Origin of the sequence: Nonomuraea composti, from assembly GCF_012034275.1 — a bacterium.
Lineage (GTDB): Bacteria > Actinomycetota > Actinomycetes > Streptosporangiales > Streptosporangiaceae > Nonomuraea > Nonomuraea composti.
Window position 1 is genome coordinate 237,453 of record NZ_JAATEP010000012.1, and the last position, 19,859, is coordinate 257,311.

18 protein-coding genes and 2 pseudogenes are annotated in these 19,859 nt (G+C 66.3%); 10 read left to right on the plus strand and 10 right to left on the minus strand.

Translation table 11 applies throughout. From position 1 onward, the window contains the following. Positions 1-209: 209 nt before the first annotated feature. The 7 genes from HCN51_RS19460 to HCN51_RS19490 form a co-directional block, all read right to left on the minus strand. The gene (locus HCN51_RS19460) at positions 210-695 is read right to left on the minus strand and encodes a hypothetical protein (protein WP_168010936.1); all 486 of its coding nucleotides are present in this window, start codon (positions 693-695) and stop codon (positions 210-212) included. An 86-nt stretch (positions 696-781) separates the two neighbouring features. Next, a complete protein-coding gene (locus HCN51_RS19465) occupies positions 782-1,819 on the minus strand; it encodes a DUF932 domain-containing protein (protein ID WP_168010937.1) in 1,038 nt (345 codons plus the stop codon). A gap of 74 nt (positions 1,820-1,893) precedes the next feature. Beyond that, complete coding sequence (locus tag HCN51_RS19470; RefSeq protein WP_168010938.1) at positions 1,894-3,357, minus strand: ATP-binding protein; 1,464 nt, start codon at positions 3,355-3,357, stop codon at positions 1,894-1,896. A gap of 5 nt (positions 3,358-3,362) precedes the next feature. Beyond that, complete coding sequence (locus HCN51_RS19475; RefSeq protein WP_168010939.1) at positions 3,363-4,409, minus strand: DUF4192 domain-containing protein; 1,047 nt, start codon at positions 4,407-4,409, stop codon at positions 3,363-3,365. Positions 4,410-4,577: 168 nt separating this feature from the next. Then, positions 4,578-4,850 carry a DUF8033 domain-containing protein gene (locus HCN51_RS19480; RefSeq protein WP_168010940.1) on the minus strand — a complete coding sequence of 91 codons (273 nt, stop codon included), beginning with the start codon at positions 4,848-4,850 and terminating at the stop codon, positions 4,578-4,580. Positions 4,851-4,895: 45 nt separating this feature from the next. Beyond that, positions 4,896-5,366, minus strand: a complete 471-nt coding sequence (locus HCN51_RS19485; RefSeq protein WP_168010941.1) for a hypothetical protein — start codon at positions 5,364-5,366, stop codon at positions 4,896-4,898. A 681-nt stretch (positions 5,367-6,047) separates the two neighbouring features. Next, entirely contained in the window at positions 6,048-6,866 is an 819-nt protein-coding gene (locus HCN51_RS19490) for a hypothetical protein (RefSeq protein WP_168010942.1), read from the minus strand. A gap of 530 nt (positions 6,867-7,396) precedes the next feature. Between HCN51_RS19490 and HCN51_RS19495 the strand changes: the two genes are divergently transcribed. Continuing rightward, entirely contained in the window at positions 7,397-7,735 is a 339-nt protein-coding gene (locus tag HCN51_RS19495) for an SH3 domain-containing protein (RefSeq protein WP_168010943.1), read from the plus strand. Positions 7,736-7,870: 135 nt separating this feature from the next. Here the strand turns inward: HCN51_RS19495 and HCN51_RS19500 are convergent. Further along, positions 7,871-8,119 (minus strand): annotated as a pseudogene (locus HCN51_RS19500) (2'-5' RNA ligase family protein); the annotation flags it as partial. Positions 8,120-9,035: 916 nt separating this feature from the next. Here HCN51_RS19500 and HCN51_RS19505 point away from each other — a divergent pair. From HCN51_RS19505 to HCN51_RS62990, 9 genes and pseudogenes are all read left to right on the plus strand, one after another. After that, positions 9,036-10,346: a UDP-N-acetylglucosamine 1-carboxyvinyltransferase gene (locus HCN51_RS19505; RefSeq protein ID WP_168010945.1), complete on the plus strand. Its 1,311-nt coding sequence runs from the start codon at positions 9,036-9,038 to the stop codon at positions 10,344-10,346. Beyond that, on the plus strand, positions 10,343-11,536 hold the full coding sequence (locus HCN51_RS19510) for a metallophosphoesterase (RefSeq protein ID WP_206067193.1): 1,194 nt from the start codon (positions 10,343-10,345) through the stop codon (positions 11,534-11,536). The genes HCN51_RS19505 and HCN51_RS19510 overlap by 4 nt, the downstream gene beginning before the upstream one ends. Further along, positions 11,533-12,066 (plus strand): dCTP deaminase, encoded by a 534-nt coding sequence (gene dcd / locus HCN51_RS19515; RefSeq protein ID WP_168010946.1) that lies wholly within the window; start codon positions 11,533-11,535, stop codon positions 12,064-12,066. The genes HCN51_RS19510 and dcd overlap by 4 nt, the downstream gene beginning before the upstream one ends. Then, on the plus strand, positions 12,063-12,599 hold the full coding sequence (locus HCN51_RS19520; RefSeq protein WP_168010947.1) for a dCTP deaminase: 537 nt from the start codon (positions 12,063-12,065) through the stop codon (positions 12,597-12,599). Before dcd ends, HCN51_RS19520 begins: the two co-directional genes overlap by 4 nt. Further along, positions 12,596-13,681, plus strand: a complete 1,086-nt coding sequence (locus HCN51_RS19525; RefSeq protein ID WP_168010948.1) for a glycosyltransferase family 4 protein — start codon at positions 12,596-12,598, stop codon at positions 13,679-13,681. Before HCN51_RS19520 ends, HCN51_RS19525 begins: the two co-directional genes overlap by 4 nt. Before the next feature lie 85 nt (positions 13,682-13,766). Then, positions 13,767-14,804 carry a serine hydrolase domain-containing protein gene (locus HCN51_RS19530; RefSeq protein ID WP_168010949.1) on the plus strand — a complete coding sequence of 346 codons (1,038 nt, stop codon included), beginning with the start codon at positions 13,767-13,769 and terminating at the stop codon, positions 14,802-14,804. 137 nt (positions 14,805-14,941) lie between these two features. After that, positions 14,942-16,096, plus strand: coding sequence for an ISKra4 family transposase (locus tag HCN51_RS19535; RefSeq protein WP_168010950.1), 1,155 nt, complete (start codon positions 14,942-14,944; stop codon positions 16,094-16,096). Between the two features lie 64 nt (positions 16,097-16,160). After that, a pseudogene (locus HCN51_RS19540) lies at positions 16,161-17,369 on the plus strand (IS630 family transposase). A gap of 289 nt (positions 17,370-17,658) precedes the next feature. Further along, a complete protein-coding gene (locus HCN51_RS62990; protein ID WP_168010972.1) occupies positions 17,659-17,868 on the plus strand; it encodes an integrase core domain-containing protein in 210 nt (69 codons plus the stop codon). A 217-nt stretch (positions 17,869-18,085) separates the two neighbouring features. Here HCN51_RS62990 and HCN51_RS19550 read toward each other — a convergent pair whose 3' ends face one another. Together HCN51_RS19550 and HCN51_RS19555 are read right to left on the minus strand one after the other, a co-directional pair. Continuing rightward, positions 18,086-18,601, minus strand: coding sequence for a hypothetical protein (locus tag HCN51_RS19550; protein ID WP_168010951.1), 516 nt, complete (start codon positions 18,599-18,601; stop codon positions 18,086-18,088). A 19-nt stretch (positions 18,602-18,620) separates the two neighbouring features. After that, the coding region (locus HCN51_RS19555) for a hypothetical protein (protein ID WP_206067194.1) at positions 18,621-19,859 on the minus strand (1,239 nt) is incomplete at its 5' end.

Genomic DNA, 19,859 nt, shown 5'->3' on the forward strand with positions numbered 1-19,859 from the left:
TGATATGAGTCACATTCACGAGATGTGCGGTTGCGACGTATGAGCGTCGGCAGGCGCGACGGCCTCTATTCGGGAGTCACAAAGGGGGTCTAAGAGGTGGGCGAGCAAGATCGAACGCGTCCGACAGCCAGCGACGGGCCGGATATCGCCAAAGCGAGAATGCTGTCGCCTGCTCGTTCAGGAGCGCATGCCGCCGATGTTGACGGAGGTTACTGGCTACCAGGAAAAAGCGCCTGAAGCAGCTTGTGACCGGGCATGTGGTCAGCAGGGCGCACTGCAATCGCAAACACTTCCGGCTCGTCGAACACCGGTTGCCCGTTCGGCCGGCGCGTGTAGGGCACGCGACCGTAGTCCACGCCATCGCTCGAGTCGAAGCTCATCCAGGTGATCGCTTCTTGCTCCCCTTCTCTCAAGGGATGATTCGAGACCGAACGGCTGTAGACGCTGTTCGAAGTGATCATCCACACCTGAGGGACGGCGAAGACCCATCGTGCCGCTGATACCTCACGTGCCTTGGCGGCGGCACGTGCCTCGAAAGCGGCGGCTGTCTGATCATCGCGAAGGTAGTCATAGTCGCTGAGGATCAGCAGGCGCTCGCCTTGGAGGGCGGCGATGGCTGGGCATTCGCGGGCGGTGATGCTCTTTTCGAGCCGCTCGACCACGTCGAAGAGCAACGCCGCTGTCTCGTCGTTCATGTTGCCCTCCGAACCCCTGCGTCCCCCAGATCCTGCCACGACGCGGTGAGGTGCGGCACCGCGATCGGTGCCGCACCTGGAACACGTCAGCCGGCTTTGCTCAGGAGCGGGCGGTTCAGCACTGCCTCCAGCGTCTGGAGGGTGCCCAGGTCGAGGTCGTCCACGCCGCCGGTGACCATGCGGTGCATGTTGCGCTCCGCTCTGACGGCGCCGCGGACGGTCTGCTCGTGGTGGGTGAAGGTGTTGACGGCCTGGACGACGCCGAAGGCCGTGCCCTGCCAGGGGCGGACGCGTCGATCGTAGGTCCACAGGTGGTGCAGGGCGTGGCGCTTGTTCTCGGCCATCGTGCGCTTGCGGCCGTGCTCCGCCGGTACGGGCGTGTGCTTGTCGAGGAAGGCGGTCCAGTCCTTCCGGGAAACGTCGACCTGGCACAAGCGCTGGACTTCGGCGGCGAAGCCGTCGGCGATCTGGTGGATGATGCCGAGGGCGTCGCGGACGTCCACGACGTGGTCGAGGGAGCGGCGGGAATGCTTGATCTTGACGCGTTTGGCGTTGCTGGTGGCCAGGGCGGCGGACAGGGTGTTGTCGCAGACGATCAGCTGGGCGCCGGTCTGGTAGGTCGAGGAGAGCGAGCCGTCCAATGAGGTGGCTCCCGACAGGAACGGGCGGAAGGCGACGCCTTCGGGGGTGGTGCAGGTCTCGGGGATCTCGACCTGAACCCAGGCCACGGCGCCGCCCTTCAGCAGGCCGGCGGAGCCGATGGACAGGTCGTCGTCCAGGATGGTCTCGATGTGGTCCACGAGCCAGCGCTTGTATTCGTGGATGCGGAAGCCCTGCTTGAAGACGCCGAGGACGCTGCCGGTGTCAGGGCGGATGATCGCCTTGCGGTCGGGGTCGGTGAGGCGGGTGACACCGTCGCCGGTCAGGTAGGTGGTTTCGATGCTGCCTTCGATGGGCTCCCAGTGGAACAGGCGGCGCTTGACGTCGTCGACGGGGATCGGGCCGGGGTAGTGGTTGGGCTCGTCGCCTTGCTGGCTGGCGCGGTAGTGCCACGCGGTGCCGCGCTTGCCGGTGAAGCCGATCAGGGTGTTCTGGTTGAGCCAGGTCAGGGTCTCGGCGGACATGTTCGGTCCTTCCTCTGGTGCCGGACACGGGAATGGGGTCCGGCGCCCCGAGAAGGGGGGCGCCGGACCGGGGTTCAGAGGGGAGCGCCCTGCCACAGGCGCAGGGCGTGGTGGGTGTCGTCCTTGCTGGGGCGGGCGGCGGCGCGGAGATCCGCCAGGGTCCAGGCCACGCGCAGGATCTGCGTCATCGCCGCGAATGTGATCTTGCCGCTGCGCAGGGGAAGGTCGAGCGGATCGAGCGCTTCGGGGTCCAGGCGATGGGCGGTGCGCAGATCCAGCGCCGGGATGTCGCCGTTGGCCCGGTGCGGGGTTCCGGCCAGGCGGTAGGCCGCGCGAGCACGGGCCTCGGCCACGCGGGCGGCAACGGTGGCGGTGGTGGCCCCCGGTGCGGCGTTGGGGTCATCTGGTTGGGCGGTCGTGGTGATCGCGATGCGACTCCGTAGGGCGGTGAGTCGGTTGAGGTGGCGATGCCGGTGCGCTGGGCGGCAACGGCAGTTCTCCCGGCCACAGGAGCAGGCGGACGCGGCCAGTACCAGCTGGAAACGTGCGGGCAGGTGCACGATGCCGTCACTGTCGGCGAGGATGACCTCGCCGGTATCCAACGGCAGGCGCAGGCCGTCCAGGATGCTGAGGGCGTAGGCCGGGGCGTCGTCGAGGAACAGCACTCCGGCATGCGCCAGCGATACGGCTCCCGGGTGAATCCGGCCATGGGAGCGGAGGCCGAAAATCGTGGCGGCGGTGTTCGAGTAGTGCGGGGTGCACAACGGGCGGCGCCGGTTGCGCCTGGGGAGGTTCGCGAGCGCGTAGATCTCGCCGACCTCAGAGTGGTCGGCGGCGTCCAGGGGTGGTAGGAGATCGGGCAGGCAGTCAGCCAGAGCCGCTGGGGCGGGGTGCCCGTGGAGCAGCAGGTGATGACCACCGGCGGCGCTGATCTCCAATGCGCGTTTCCCGGCCTGGTCGCCTGGCAGGTCGGCGAGGTCCACGTGATAGGCATTCGTGCGCGAGGAAGGAGAGCCAGGCTCGGCGGGGCCCGTGTCGCGGGCCAGCTGCTCGATCAGGTCCGTAAGGCAGGTGGCGGATATGACCGGCCGCTGCCCGGGATGCTCGATGCTGGCGACAGGTACGGCGATGGCGCGGAATCCGGCGGCGGCCAGCGCTTCGATGGCGGAGGGCAGGCCGCGGACATGCCGCAGGCCGCCGTCGAGTCCGAGTTCGCCGACGAACGCGGTGTGCGCGATCGACGCGGCGGGGATCACACCTGCCGCCGCGAGGATGGCCATCGCGATGGCCACGTCCAGCATGCAGCCGTACGAGGGAACTTCGGAGAGCGACACGGCGACCGTGATTCGCCTGTCCGGCCACGCATGGCCGCTGTTGAGGATCGCGGCGCGTACCCGGTCACGGGTGCTTCCCGTGGTGGCCATAGGCAGGCCGGTCAGGCGGAACTCGGGCAGGCCCGCGGAGACCTCGGCCTCGATACGCACCACGCGGTCGGACAGGCCGACCAGAGTCGCCGAGTAGGTGACGGCATGGGACATCGCGGTCACCGCCCTTCCGGCGGGATGGGGAGCTTGGGGAGAGCGGCTTCAGGAGAGAGCTCCAGCTGAGCCTGGAGAACTTCGGCCGTCACGGCGGCGTGCATCTCGTGGATGGCCGAGGGCGGCACGCCGTTGTTGAGCGCGCAGTCCACCAGCAGCGCCATGGTGTAGTCGCGGCTGTCGGCCAGGGCTCGATCGACGGCGATACGGGCCAACGGCCCGGCGCCGCAGCCGTAGGCGGCGACGGCCAGCAACGTGGCGGGAGCGGCGACGTAGCCAGGCTCTGCGCGGCGGACCATCTCGGTCCACAGCGCGATGTGGTCCGATGCGGGATAGGCGCGGGTCGTCGTGATCGCGACATCGCGCACCACGATGGAGGTCAGCAGCACGCTCAGCCAGGCCACCTCTTCTGGGGTGAGCGGCTCGCCGGCCCCCTGGTGGGCGAACGCGGCGTGAACGGCGCGCAGGCCTTCCTCGTACCAGTACCGGGGCGTGGTGGAGGTAGCCAGTAGCGATGCGGCGCGCTCGCGAGCGGCGCGGGTGGCCGTGCGTACGGCGTCACGGTCTGGCCCGTCCACCGGCTGCAGGCGGGTCGCGAACGCCCGGCGGGCCGGGAGCGCGGCCAGCCCCGCCACGACGGCTGCCGCGGCAGCCTGGCTGGTCGTGATGTCGTACGGCGTTCCTTCGGGCGGGTCCGCATCCGGGGAGGACCAGTACCGATCGCCCTCGCAGCGCAACAGCTTCAGGAGCAGGATGTCCGTGGGTGCGACCGCTTCCCGCATCCGGTCCAGCATCGGCGTGACCACGTCAGCGGGGCCGTAACCGATCACGGCGATCTGGCGGATCTCCTGGCGCGCGAGGATCTTGAGACTGAGGGCCACGATGTCCGTGGCTTCGTCGTCGGCGTGGGGAAGATCGTGCCGGATGCCACTGACCAGGGTTTGATCGTCAAAGGCGAGGATCACCAGGCTCATGGCCGGGTGGAACCCGAGCAGATAGGGCACGATGGCGAGGTAGTCGGCGGGCTGGGACAGGCAAACGGTTTCGGTCATGGGTGAATACCTCCAGGGCGGCGGACAGGTGGAGAACACGCAGCGCGCCGCACAGCCTGGGGAGGCCATACGGCGCGCTGCGAACGTGGTGGAGTTGGGGGCGCGTGCTTCGAGGGACTGCGTCAGCCGCCGTCAGGGGCGCTGCCTGACCCGCTGGCAGTAGAACAATCAGGCAGGTGTCCCGGGCTCCGGCAGCCAGAGGCGGCACAGCCGCTGGTGGCGGGTGGTGGTGAGGGAGTAGGAACAGTCAGGGATGATCACCTGACCGTCGTCGCGAACCCATGCGATCGGTGTGGCGTAGGAGAGCACCACGTAGACGATGCGAGGCGCATCGGCGCGGTACCGCTCCACCCACTCCGCCGGTAGGCGCCCGGTCTCCTGAGGGGCGAGGCACACGGCCGCCAACGCCCCGCGCGTGCTGAATTCCGTACGCTGCGCCATGCGCAGACCGGGAAAGCGGGAGCTGCCGGAACTGTGCGGCACGAGCTACCTCACGCTTCCGCAGCCGGGCGAAGGGTGCTCTTCACCGCAGTAGCCGCACACGCCGTAGAGGGCGTACAGCGACAGTTCTTCGGCGTAGCTCTCCCGCCATTTGCGCTGCGTGCGGGTGTAGTGGTCGAAAAACTCGGCGTCGGTGTCGCCCTCGCGCAGGGTCAGGAACGACAGAACAGTTCGTGCGGTGCTGATGAGGGTGTCGGTGCTCAGCTTGGTTCCGGTGGGTGAGCTGATGTCGGTGGCCGAGAAGATCGTCTGGTTGCCGCGAGACAGCCGGTACAGCCATCGAATCCGCCCGTCCTCGGTCCGGCCGTGCGGCCAGAGTTCGAGAAGGTGATCGTCGTCGATCGGCCACCCGGCCAGCAGCCGGGAGGTGATACGCCACCTCGGCGGCAGGGCGATGCCGTCAAGTACGGCCATAGGGGTGTTCTCCTCGCGGTCGGTGTTCCGGCTCTGGATCACATGCGGCGGGTGCTGCCGGCGGACTCTCACCGACTGGTGGAGCTCCCGGGGCGGGGATGTCGTTGCACAGCTCGCCGAGAAGGCACTTGTGGAACATCACTCCGGGAAAGCGCGATCGGATCTGGTCGAGATCGGTGACTGTTCCGCACCAGTCCCCCGGTCGGTCGGGCTCCGGCGACAGGAACAGATGCCGGAACGAGCACCACGTGCCATGTGCCACGGGTGCGAGCAGCGGGCACAGCACAATGATCGTCAGGTTTTGGGCAGGGGGCATCGATATGACACCTCCTCAAGAGGGTTAAGGGGCCGTCCGGGCGTGCCTGCCGTAACGCCCGGACGGAGATTGATGGAAGAGGCGAGGAACGCCTGGCCTGATGGCGAAGATAATCATTCGAGACAGCGACGCTCGCGATTCTGTTTCATTCGCCATCATGTGAAGCAGGATCGCGGCGCGCTGTTGACGGCTTCACTCAAATACGGCCCCGCGGCAACCCCAACGTCCGCATGAATCGTCTTTACGGCGTGCCGTCGTGGTGCAGGCGGGCGGATTTCGTTCTCACTTAAATACGGCCCGCCAACCTCACCAAGCGTCCGCATGACAGCAATCAATTTCCAATGTGCTCCGGCAGCAGAAAGGGCCCCAGAGAGAAACTCTGGAGCCCCTGGAGCTGAGCTGCTGTGTCAGTCGCTGATGGCCGATTCGTCGCCGGTGTGCACCATGGTCTCCCGTGCCTCGTCAAGACGCTCGGAGAGGTCTCTGAACTCCGCACGTGCCGCGTCTCGTACACGGATGACAGCACGGCGGGACCCGTAGGCGCCGCCTTCCCGCTCTTGCGCGACCGTGGCCAGGACACCCGCGCGCCCAAGGTCATCGGCTTGCTCCGCCTTGGAGATGATCTCTCGCAAGACCGGGAAGTCCTGCCCGTCCCCGAACGCCTGCCGGAAGATCTCCGCACTGTGCTGGGCAGCGGAGAAGGCCACCGCGGCACGGGCCACGTTCTCGGCATGCGGCAGCCCGCGCATGAGCTGGGCTCCAGGCGTGGCCTCGACCTCGGTCGGGGGCACATCGACGCGATAGCCGTTGCGGGCGGCGGCATCGCGGACGGCCCAGCGTTGGAGCGTTCCACGAGTGATGGTCATTTCCGCCCCGTCCCGCCGGACGTAAATCCAGGCTTGGGTTTCACGGGTGGAACCGCTCTCGGGAGCGCGGGGGCACTTGCCGAGCACGTCACGCAGGCGCTGGGCGAACAGGAGGACCGCGTCTTGATTGACGTCGTCCGACACGTCGTCGGTGCCGTACGGGGCGTGGCCGGCCTTGACGATGGTGGCGCTGCCGTCCATGCGCTTGCAGGAACGAGTGGCGTCTACCGTCCGGCAGTAACCGCGGGCCAGCTTGCGGATCTCCTGCCAGTCCTCCGGCCTGACGTGCGCCATGTCGTCGCACGTCAGGCTGTTGCCGGGAATGCTGGTCGGTACGCTTCCGGAAGCGCTCTTAACCATCACCGATCTCCGATCGTTCCGCGCCCGCTTTGTATCGAGCGCCCCTCCCTCTGACTAATTCAATTAAATCCAAAAATAAAGATCGAGTCAATTGCTCTCAGGAACTATTTGAATACACCGAGCTGCCGGATTTGTCTGTATTGAGCGGGGGCTAAGTGAAATGCAAATAGGTATTGATGGGATTGGATTTGGCTGATCGCTATGTGGCGCAAAATGCTTTCTCAATATTTGCGCACCTGGGTCGACGCATTTATGGAGGCCTTCGAGTACAGCAGTCGGGGCTTGCCGCAGGACGGTCGCAGGGCTCTGACCTGGGGCGATGCTGGTTGTGCCGCTACCGCTTAATCCGTAAGGGTGTTCGCAGAGGTATCCGCAGGAGTATGCGGAGGAGTGATCGCCTGCCCTCTGTCGCCTTGCCAGTCGCCGCAGGCGGCGACTCCGCCTTCGCATTCCATCCCCTGGCTCAACCACTCCGGGCGAGCGGATGCAGGCTGATAGACCGATGCCTTCCGAGAGAGAGGAAGGCGCCCATGCGACGGATCCTGATCCTGAGCCAGACGGCAGCGGTCGTGGCCGCTGTTGTGCTCGCGCCCGCACCCGCCCAGAGCGAGTCACGCTCAGCTGCGGCGACCTGCGACAAGAAAATCGTAGTCACCGGAGACGTGGTCGCGGTTCGAGATGAACCGCGGGCGGACGCTCCGATCGTCAGGAAGGTGAAAAGGGGTGATGTCCTGGAGAGCTGCTGGAAGTCGATTGGGCGCGAGAATTCATACAGGAAATGCGGCTCCGAGCACTATGACTGGTATCTCGTCGGTGCAGGCGCACCCAAGAGTGGATACATACCAGTGACCTGCGCCCGCAAGTTGTAACACAGTACGGTTCAGACGCGGCCTCCGCTGTTCACAGACTCCCTGCGGACAGCGGAATGGCCGCCTTGGTGGTTCAGCGGTAGAGGCGTGCATCGCGGTCCAGAACGATGAGCTGAAGGTCTCGGACAGTAACCGTCACTGGCTCAGCGTGCACGCTGTCGAGTGCCGCGGCGTAAGGCCCCATCGGCCGTCTGAATTGCTGTAAGCGATGCTCACGTGCGGAGTCCACTGCTCGGAATCGGGCACCCGTTCCGGGCCCCACACGTCCGCGATCGCCTCCCACAGTGCCTGCCGCAGTGTTCGCATCGACTCGGCCGGCTGGACGTGGAACTGCAGTGCTTCCGGACCGGTGACCGGACGAGTGAAGGTGAGCTCCACCGGCCGCGTTCCTGGTAGACGTTGGCCTCCTGCAGTGCGAGGAACACCTTCATCGTGTCATTGGGTGAGCACTCGAAGCCCTTGCGTGCCAACGTGGCGGCCTGACGCTGACGGCCGTCCCAAAGGCCGTCTTGGACTTGGCGCACGGACCAGCGCCAGCGTGGCAGGGATGTCGGCCTGCTCGGCAAGGACGAGGGCCGTACGGGCATGTTCTTCCGCGGCGCTGATTTGGCCGAGGTCTCCCGCCGCCCAGGCCATGAACGCGCAGAGCTTGGCGGCCGTGGCGTACAGCTCGCGGGTTGACCCAGGCGATGATGGCCGCTCTGCAGCAGGTCGAACAGGTCCCTGGCCAGATCGGCCGCGCTGGTCAGGAGCGGTGCGGGCGGCCGGTGGAGATACTCGCGGGTCAGCCGCGACACAGAGGCGGCGTAGTACTCGAGGGTGGCCGGGCCGACGCCGGTCGCTTCTGCCCAGGCGCCGAAACGGGCGATCTCGCCGTCGGGCATCACCGTCACCGGTCCGGTATCTGCTCTCGGCGATGGCATCGGGGCGGAGAGCCGCTCGTAGGAGCAGCCGAACGCGCGAGCGTACAGCAGTTTGTACCGTGTGCCGGGCCGGTGCTGTCCGCCCTCCCACCTTCTGATCAGCCGGGCAAGCGTCGTGATGTCCGGGAGCTCAGGCGCCAGATGGCGGAGCTCGCGGGCCATCTCCGGGATGTCCCAGAGCCGAGCCTCGCGCTCGCTGCGTAGCCGTACGGCGCATGAGGAGATGCCGGGGTGACATCACGTGTCCCTTCCTCCCCCGCGAGGGACGGACAAGCGCGTCCGCGTCTGCCACTCATTGTCCTCCTGACAACGCTCCGGCGCAGGACATCTACTGAGAGTCATCCACGTTCCCTGCCTCGAAAGGGGCGCAGGCCATCATGCCTTCGACTGTCTCTGTCGCCGACGCGATCGCGATCCGCTCAGGAGAACCGCTGATCGGTACCGTCCGTGTGGACGGCTCCAAGAACGCCGCCCTTCCGCTCATCGCAGCGGCGGCGGCCGTCGGGCGCCTGGCGCATCTGGGCAACGTGCCCCAGTGCCAGGACGTAAGGACGATGCTCGATCTGCTCCGGCTGTGCGGCTACAGCGTCGCGCGGTCACAGAGCAATCCGGAGGAGGTCGTCATCATGCCGATCTCCAGGACCGAGCCGCCCGCCGACCTCACCGACGCGGGCGGCATCCGCGCTTCTTACTACCTGGTGCCCGCGCTGCTGGCCGCCTGCGGGCGGGCCCGGCTGCCGTGGCCCGGCGGGTGCCCGGTGGGCGAGCGAGGGATGGACCTGCATTTCCGCGTCTACGAGAAGTTCGGCGACCAGGTGCTGCTGGACAGCCTGGGATACCAAGTGATCAGAGGGAAGAGGCGAGCGACTGATCTGACGATCACGCTTCCGTACCGGTCACGCGGCGCCACCGTGGCGGCCGTCCTGCGAGCCGTGATCGAACGCTGCCGGCTGACCGTGACGCAGCCCAACCTGTCGCCGGAGGTGGCCGAGATCCTCGCCTTCCTACGGGAGGCCGGCTGGGAGGCGTCCGCCGACGACGAGACGCTCGTCCTCGTGCCCCTGCATCTCGGCGGCGACGCGCCGTTGGCCTGGGAGGTGCCCGGCGACAAGGTCGAGGCGGTCACGCTGGCCTGCGCGGTCGCCATCAGCAGAGGGTCGGCTCAGATCAGAGGTGTGCGGGCGGCCGATGTACGGCCCGCGCTGGAGGCCTTCGCCTGGCTCGGGATTCCCGCCCACGCGGGAGCCGACACGGTCACCGTGCAGGGCCAGGACACCCAGCTGACCGGCCAACCACTGCGGGCGATCGCGTCCCTGGCCCCCGACGGCCTGGACGCCGACTTCGAGCCGCCGCTGATGGCGCTCGCGCTCGGCGTGCCGGGCGTGCACCTGTTCGCCGATGCCATCAACCCGGGACGGCACGGCAACCTCGTCCCGCAGCTCGCCCGCCTCGGCGCGGTGATCGAACAGCTGTCGGCGACGCACTGCCGTTTTGCCGGCCCGCAGCGGCTGACGGGGGCCGCGGTGAGGGCTGGTGACATCCGTACCGGTTCCACCCTGATCGTGGCCGCGCTGGCCGCCGACGGCACCACCACCGTCAGCGGCCTGGCGCAACTGCGCCGCGGACACGCGGACCTGCCCGGCAAGCTGCGTCACCTCGGCGCGGACATCACCGAGGAAGCCGCGTGAGCGGGCAGCGCGTGCTGGACGGTGTCGTCGCCACCGTCGACGTGCACTCCAGCTTCGACCGGCCCACACCGATGCTCGCGCACCTGCAGGCCGCCCGCCGGCGTGCGCTGGTGGTCGATGCCGGCGACTTCTTCGAAGGCAGCGGCTACTACCGGCTGGGCGGCGGCGCCATCGAGCGCCACGTCCTGTTGTCCCTGTACGACGTTCTGGCGCCCGGCAACCACGGCTGGCGCCACCACTTCGAGCCCGACCTGCGAGCCCTGACCGTCTGCGCCAACGCCGTCGACACCACGACCGGTGAGCCGTTGTTCCGCACCGTACGCATCGAGCGGATCGGCGGCCGGCGCGTGGCCGTGACGGCGGTGATCGGCATGGACGCCTTCGCCACCATCCCGCTCGCCGAGCGCATCGGGCACGGCGTCATCCGGCCCGAGCTCGCCCTGCAGGAGCTGTACCAGCGTCACCGCGATGCGGTCGACGACTGGATCGTGCTGAGCCACACCGGCTTCGACCACGATCTCGCCCTCGCCACAGCGTGCCCGTTCGTCTCCGTGATCTTCTCAGGACACTGCCACAGCCCGCAGTACGGACCGGCCCGCGTGCGCGACAGCGTGGTGCTCAAGGGCCCCGAGCTGGGTGAGGGCTACGCCCAGGTCGTCCGGCAGGACGGTGGCTGGGCCGCGCACACGTCAAGGTTCCCCGAGGGGATCATCGTCGCACCGCCCGTGTCCGCTCTGGTGGCCCAGCTCGACGCCATGCGTGAGCGCTTGCTCCAGCCGATCGGCCTTCTCTCCGCTCCCTTCCGGGACGCCGTCCTCGACCGCCGCCGCGTCCTCACGCTGATCGCCACGTGGCTGGGCAGCTGTCATGCGGCGGAGGCCGTCCTGCTCAACGACACCAGCCTGCGCCCCGTCCACCTGGGCAAGGTCCTGCGCGAAGGCGACTTGATGGCCATCGAGCCCTTCGCCAACGAACTGGTCCGCGCTCACCTCGTCACTGCAGATCTGGGCACGCTCAGCGTCCAGGTCGGTCCGCTGCTCGTGTATCCCGGCCCGGACATGCCGCGGTGTGCCTGGACCACGCGCTACCTTGCCGACACCTTCCTCGGCGGCCGGTGGAACGGCCCACCGCTCGCGCTCGCGCCGATCGTCCGAACCATCCTGACAGGACAGGAAGGAGATGCATCATGATCCTCACCGGTCCTGAAATCTGCGCCGCCGCCGGCGACGGCCGCATCCGTATCTCCCCGTTCGCCCCCGACCAGGTCAACCCGAACAGCTACAACGTCCGCCTGGGCCCGACCCTGTTGACCTACACCGACCCGGTCATCGACGCGCACCGGCCCAACACCACCCGCGCGACCACCATCGGCCGCGACGGGTACGTGCTGCGCCCGGACGAGCTCTACCTCGGCCACACGCTCGAAGAGGTCGGCTCCGACACTTTCGTCCCGCTGCTGTTCGGCCGCTCCTCCGTCGGCCGGCTCGGCCTGTTCGTCGAGATCACCGCCCCCATCGGCGACATTGGCTTCCACGGCCAATGGACCCTGATGCTGTCCCCGGTCCGCCCGCTGCGCGTCTACCCCGGCATGAAGATCGGCCAGATCATGTTCTTCGTCTCCGCCGGCGCTATCGAGGCCTACTGCGGCAAGTACCAGGACGCCGTCGGCCCACAACCGTCCCGCTACTGGCACGACCTGCTCGGGGCGGGGGTGTCGTGATCCTGACAGGCCCTGCCATCGCGGCCGCCATAGCCGTTGGCGACATCACCATCGACCCGTACGACCCCGACCGGCTCTCGCCCAACGCCTACGACTGGCGCCTGAGCGATCGCATCCAGATCTGCCTCGACCCGTTGGACGCCGCCCAGCCCACCCAGTGCACCGAAGCGCTCATCCCTGCCTCCGGGATGCTGCTCCAGCCAGGCACCCTGTACCTCGGCCTGACCCACGAGCGCTCCTGCTCCGAGCGCTACGCCCAACTCCTCAACGGCAACCGCACCATCGGCGCCCTCGGCATCTGGGTCCATGTCTCCGCCCCGCTGGGCCACACCGGCCACGCCATCGCCTGGACCCTGGAGATCCGCACTGCTCGTCCGGTGCGGGTCTATCCCGGCATGACCTTCGGCAAGCTCGTCTTCCTCAACCCCTTCGGCGCCGTCGCCAGCTACCAGCAGCACGGTCGCAAGTACACCACCAGCGCCGGTATCGACACCTCCCGCCTCTACCGCGAGATCATCGGAGGGCAGGCATGACGGCCATCGTCACCGTGCTCGACGTCCCCACCGGCAGCCCGGGCGGCAGTATCGAGCTTCTCCACGACCTCTACGCCGGCTCCGGCCCGCTGATCCCGGCCCGCGTCTTCATGCTCGAAGGCGATCAACCGCCGCTCCCGCCGATCGAAATCCTGCACGACAGCGGAAAGTGCCTGACCGGCTCCCGGTTCTGGGCATATGCCGACACCCTCACCACCCAGCTCACGGCCATACTCGATCCGAGTGATGTCGCGTTGACCCACTTGCAGCACCTCGCCTTCGGCGCCAGCCCGGCCCTGCTCCGTGCTCTCCCCGGCATCCCCAGCCTCGCCCTGGTGCACGGCACCGACCTGCTCCACGCAGCCTGTCACGACACGCAGCACCGAGTCCTCCAACACGTCGCAGGCAAGGCGACCGCGATCGTCGTCCCCACGCCGGCGATGGCCGACCGCCTGCGCCAACTGGCTCCCGCCCTGGACGCCACCAAGATCCACCAAGTTCCGTGGGGAGTGCCGGACGACCTGCTGAGCGCACCCCCATCCCGGTCCCGTACGGGCGGCGAGGGACCGTTCCGGCTGCTCTATGCCGGACGACTCACCGCCGAAAAGGGCGTCCGAACACTCGCCGAAGCCTGCGCCAACACCGTCGGCACCACGTTGAGCATCGCGGCGCCTCCCACCCAGTACACCAACCTCGCCGCACGACTCCAGGCCCTCCGCTGCTCACACCGCTACCTGGGCTGGCTGACCCGGCGCCAACTGTGGGAATGCTTTCGCCAGCACGACGCCCTGGTCATCCCGTCCACCACCCTGGAAGCCTTCGGCCTCGTCGCCATCGAGGCCCAGGCCTGCGGCCTGCCCGTCCTCTATCAGCCCGTCCCCGGTCTCGTCGACGTCTTGGCCGACAGCGCCCTGCCCCTCGACTTCACCGACCCGGCCGCACTCACTGCCACGCTGCACCTGCTGCGCCATGACCCCGCCCTGCCCGCCGACCTGCAAGCCGCCGGCTACGCCAACGCGCGCCGCTACCCGATCAGCAACACCGCCACCGCACTCACCGAACTCGGCAACCGGATCATCTGACACTCCAGGCCGCGTCGCTCACCGGCCGCGGCCCTCCCTCGTCACTACGCTGACCATCACGCTCTCCCAGGCAGAAAGGCTTCCCATGGCGCCCGAGCAGGACCGCATCGAGCACCTCCTCCTGCAAGGCGTCCGCGACCAGGTCTACCCCGGCGCTGTCTGGGCGGTCGGTGATGCCGATGGCATCCTGTTCAGCGGCAGCTGCGGCCTGCTCGATCCCACAGACCCGGACCACCCGATGCGGCCGGACACCGTCTTCGACATCGCCAGCCTCACCAAAATCATCGCTGTGTGGTCGGCCATCGGCACCCTCTGGGAGGAGCGCTGCCTGAACCTGCACGACCCCCTCGCAGCCCTCATGCCGGACCTGGACGGCCACCAGCTCGGCCAGGTGACGGTCCATCACCTTCTCACCCACACGGCCGGCGTCCCGCTACGCGCCAACCTCAAAAACCTCTACGGCACCGACCCGCAAGCCATCCGCGAAGGCGTTCTCCACGAACCGTTGCACCGACCTCCCGGCGAGGCCGTCGAATACACCGACCGCGCCGCCCTCATCCTCGGCTTCCTCGCCGAGGAACTCGTCGGCCGCCCGTTGGACCAGCTCGCCCGAACCCGCGTCTGGCTTCCCCTCGGCATGAACGACACCCGCTTCGGCCCTCTCCCGACCGCCCTCACGAGACGATGCGCCCCCACCGAATACGATCAGGAAACCGGCCGGCATCTGCGAGGCGTCGCCCATGACTTCTCGGCACGCCTGCTCGGCGGAGTCTGCGGCATCGCGGGCGCCTTCTCCGTCATGAACGATCTAGCAATCTTCCTGCGTCATCTCCTCAAGCCCTCCACTGACGCCGGCGGGTTCGGCGAGGACTGGACCCGCGAGTCTCTGCAAATCCACACCGGAGACCGTCAGCCGGCGCGCGGCCTGTTCTGGCATCCCGCCCCCGGCACCACGCCGGAAGACGACATCTACGTGCACTACGGCTTCACCGGCACCGGCATGTGGATCTCACGCGAACGGAACCGCTGGGGACTCCTCCTGACCAACAAGCTCTACTACGGCAGAGAGCGCCAACCGATGGCCGACATCCGCAACGCCTTCCGCTCGCTCACCTTCGCCTAGGCTGTCTACGGCACCCTCCTTGCGCCCCCGATGGTCTTGCCGCGGCTGCAGGCCGATTCGTGACTTATGAGGGGTGCGGTCGCGGATGTATTCGCCCTTCATCCTCGACAGCGCGGCCAGGTGATGTCGACGACCCGATGCCATCACCGGAACCTCTTCGGGACAGTGACCGCGACGCGGTGCGCCTGGCGTGCTCCCGGCCTGCGCAACGTCTATCCCGCGGACGTGGCGTTGTCGCTGCCCGCGGCCCGGCAGCCGCCCGGGCCAAGCGCACGTTCCGTACTCGCCTTGCGGCCGGTCAGAAGTCGTGCCGCAAGCGGATGGCCACTCTCGGCGCCCTCTACGACGCCGAGCCCGCGCCGCGTCGTCCGCACGATGTGATCGCCCTGCCCGGTGGACGCGCCGGCGAACGCAGGCCGCGGCCGGGCCCGCACGCGAACGGAAAGTGGCTGTGCGGCTCGGTGATCAACGATCCGGACGAGGTGATCGCCGCCCTGTTCGATCAGGCCGAAGCCCGCGATCCCCGCCACGCTCGTGTCTGGGTCGTGCTCGTCGACGGTGCCCACCACCAGCTCGATCTCATCCGCGCCGAGGCCGCCCGCCGCAGTGCGGCCATCACCATCACCATCGTCATCGATGTCATTCACGTGATCGAAAAGCTCTGGGCCGGCGCGTGGTGCCTGCACCGCCCGGCCGATCCCGGGGCCGAGGACTGGGTCGCCACCCACGCCTTGGTCCTGCTGGCCGGACACACACGCCAGGTCATCACCGACCTCGACAGCCAGGCCACGCACCTGCCCGCCGACCGGCGAGAGGGCATCGACACCTGCATGCGCTACCTGAGCGAGCACGCAGAGTTCCTCCGCTACGACCAGGCCCTGGCCGCTGGATGGCCCATCGCGACCGGCGTCATCGAGGGCGCCTGCCGCCACCTCATCGCCGACCGCCTCGACATCACCGGCGCCCGCTGGGGTCTTGCCGGAGCCGAAGCCATCCTCAAACTCCGCGCCCTCGTCACCAACAACGATCTATCCGAATACTGGCGTCATCACCTCGGCCAAGAACATCAACGCGTCCACGGCCCGCGCGACGCCGGAACTCCGGAGGGTGTGGCGAGGGCATGGAGGACATCCATCCTGATGATCAAGGGTGACCTCAGGTCAAGTGTCCGGAGAACGGGGGGAAGCTCAATCCGTGTGATCACCCGCATCCTGCCCCTGACCACCGTGATCTGGCACAACGACAAGACCGGCCAGCCCACCGCCCGATCACGCACCGCCTACGACCACTGATCCCAACTCCTTGGAATCAATCATCTAGTGTCCTGAGTCAGTAATTCGTCTATGGTTCTTGGCTATGGGACGTCCGGGACCGAAGGTCGAGCCGCTGCATCTGACCGAGGGCGAGCGGGCTGAGCTTGAGCGGTGGGTACGGCGGCGCAAGGGCGCCCAGGACATGGTGTTACGGGCCCGGCTGATCCTGGCGTGTGATGATGTCGGCGAGGACGGCTTGCCCGTGTCCACCAAGGTGGTGGCGGAGGAGGTCGGGGTATCGCGCGAGACGGTCTCGAAGTGGCGTCGGCGCTTCCTGGCTGAGCGGCTGATGGGTCTGGCGGATGAGCCGCGTCCGGGCCGGCCGCGGACGGTGAGTGATGAGCAGGTGGCGGAGTTGGTCGCGCGCACCTTGGAGACCAAGCCCGCCAACGCTACGCACTGGTTGACGCGGTCCATGGCCAAGCAGGTGGGTCTGTCGCAGTCGACGGTGTCGCGCGTCTGGCGGGCCTTTGGCCTGCAGCCGCATCGGTCGGAGACGTTCAAGCTGTCAACTGATCCGTTCTTTGTGGAGAAGGTGCATGACGTGGTCGGTCTGTATCCGGATCCGCCGGAGCGGGCGCTGGTCTTATGCGTGGATGAGAAGTCGCAGATCCAGGCGCTGGATCGAGCTCAGCCGGTGCTGCCGATGATGCCGGGTGTGCCCGAGCGGTCCACCCATGACTATGTCCGGGCCGGCACCACCACGTTGTTCGCGGCTTTGGACGTGATCTCGGGCAAGGTGATCGGTTCCCTGCATCGCAGGCATCGCGCGGTGGAGTTCAAGAAGTTCCTGATCAAGGTGGACAAGGAGGTCCCGGCTGAGCTTGAGGTCCATGTGATCTGCGACAACTACGCCACGCACAAGACGCCCGCGATCAAACGCTGGTTGCTGGCACACCCGCCACTCTCGGCGCCCTCTACGACGCCGAGCCCGCGCTGCGTCGTCCGCACGATGTGATCGCCCTGCCCGGTGGACGCGCGGGCGAACGCAGGCCGCGGCCGCGCTCCCACCTGCACTTCACCCCGACCGGCTCATTGGCTGAACCTGGTGGAACGCTGGTTCGCCGAGCTGACGACCAAGCAGCTACGACGCGGCGTCCACAAGACGGTGCAGGCACTGGAGAAGGACATCCGCACCTGGATCGCCTCCTGGAATGACGACCCCAAGCCTTTCGTCTGGGCCAAGACCGCCGAAGAGATCCTCGACGCCCTCGCCTCGTATTGTCGGCGAATTACTGACTCAGGACACTAGAGGCCGGACTCAAGGAACTGTTCGAGCGGCGGCACGAAAGCCAGAAGTCCTACTTCGAGATCGGCCGCGCTTCACCACGCCCTGCGGCCGCTGGACGGCCTCCAGCTGCCGCCCCGGCGCCAGACGCCATGAGCCGCTTTCCGTGCCCGGTTAGCGTCGGCGCCTCATGGCTGGCAGACCTTCTTTCCGTATGTCCACGCTCTTGGGTTTCCTTTCCTAAGTATGATGACGGCCTTGTAAGCTCTAGTTGCGTAACGCCTACTGAGGCTCCCCACCGGTCACCGGCACACTGCGCCGTGAGCTTCTGGACCGGATCCTGTTCCTTGATGAACGCCACCTGGAACTCGTGCTCCGCAAGTACCTGATTCATTACAACCGGCACCGGCCCTACCGGTCCCGGCAGCAACGTCCCCCAGACATCGCAGCCCAGCCACCTAATGACGTGACCGACCTCAACAACCAGCGGATCGTCCGCCGAAACCCGTCGTTGCCGGCATGATCAGCGGATACGACCACGCCGCATAACTACAGCTCAGGACACGCACTCAGTATTTGAGCGGCACAGGCTCATGACACAATTTTCACTGGCAATCCAACTCGGCACCTGCGGAGACCAGCCAGACACAAGGTTGCACGTCAGCCGTCCACAGTCGGCGCCAGAGACGGTATGCCGACGGTGACTCGGGGCTCTGCCGACCTGATGCCACGCCGGCCGTCTATTCAAGTTGGGTTATATCTATAAGGATATAGACATGCGGTCCGACCAAACTTTCCTTGATCGCCTTAGTGATATCAGGGCGCGATTTGGCATGATACGGCTCAAGCGTGTTTAGAGAGGTTGCCGTGACTATTATCTTTTTCCATTTCGGAGATTTCATTGAGAAGCCATCGGAACTCGTGGCGTTATCTACCCAACCGTGCCGCTGCAACCGATCCCGAGTAACGTCGAGCGCTTCAGAAAATGAAGATGCTCCTACGTCAACAATCAGCAGCTGTATAACTTGGACAGTTCTTTCGTATTGAAGTTCTTGACTAGTGCGCGCAATGACGTCTCCGATGCTACTCACTTCACGAACCGCAGCAGCATCCGCTTCAAGACGCACGCCGGCCAGCCAGGGCACCTCGCAGCCCGAAATGCTCACCAAAAAGCATAGCGTCATGAGTGCATGAATAATTCGCGTGGGGCTACTTCTCCGGTCACTCCGCACGAGCGCCGTTGCCGCACTGTCCATCCCGCCTCCCCGCGCAACCCTAGAAAGGCCACCCTCTCTTTGCGACCGCCGAACAGGTATCATTGTTAACGCAGTTCCAGTAGGCATTGGCGGCGTTGCTTGCCCAGCCGCCCGACTCCAGAGCCTTAAGGCGAGCGTCCGCAGCTCCATTCACTTTCAACCCCTTTCGCCATTTAATGAATTCCCGCCAGGTGAATTCATTATTATTCTCCTTGTCCAGAGTCACGCCGGAACATCCGCAGTATGCAACTCCGGCCTCGGCCCAGGTTATGTCTCGCCGCGCATTGTCTCGGCTGCCCAGAGGGATCTTGACGGTCTCCTTCACATATTTGAGCCACATGGCGGCGAGATGAATCGATTCTGTGGGATTCAACAATGTGGCGATGGCCGTGTCGGTGTTGATAGTTTTACCCTGATATTTCTTGATGACTCGCTGTGCCTTCCAAGGCTCGAGTTGAGCAAGGCCGTAGGAGCCGTCCTTCCCATTTATTTCGACGTTTACTCTATCGCCGACGCCCGCCCTGTGGAGTCGCACCTCCAGGTCGGTCAGCTCAAAGATAAGAACTGCTGTGAGAGTATGCCTATCCACCTTCCACTTCGTAGCTGCTGCCTGGATGTCGGGGGCATACGCCACCAGCATCCAATAGTCATGGAAGTACTTGTCGCGGCCCTTCCCCGATGGGGTCTTGAACCCTTTGACATCTATTTTGAGCTGAACATTCCTCTTATTTGACGCGGCCGATTGGCTCATGATGCGGCTCTTGTTCGGCGCGCCAAGGACAGGGACCTTGAACCCTGCCAGGCGAGGATCATTCGGATTCGCTTCAGCTGCGTTGATCATGTCGACGAAGCTGTCCAGACCGCCTGCCTTGATCCAAATAAACTCCAGCTGCTTGTCCTTCAGCTCTGGTGTCCAGTTCTCCATATAGGTGTTCTGCACCTTCTCATCGGCGAACCAGAAGTTTGGCTGATCCACGGGCCGGCCGTTGGGCATCACCTCCAAGCCCAACCGCTTGACTTCGTCGTCGCCGAGCCAGAATTTCTTCTCTTTCTCTAGCTCGATCATGCGAGCCCATTCGGGGTCCACGATGACGTCGCCGGCGCCGACGCAGGCGATGCAGCTGCCTATCATGTCGCCAGATGAATAGCTCGGACTGCCGCCTCCGCAGGCCCCCAAGGCGTAGCCGATACAATCGCCGCTCCCTCCGTAGCTGGAGCCGCCGGTGCCGGCGAGCGAGCCGCCTCCGATGGTGATGGT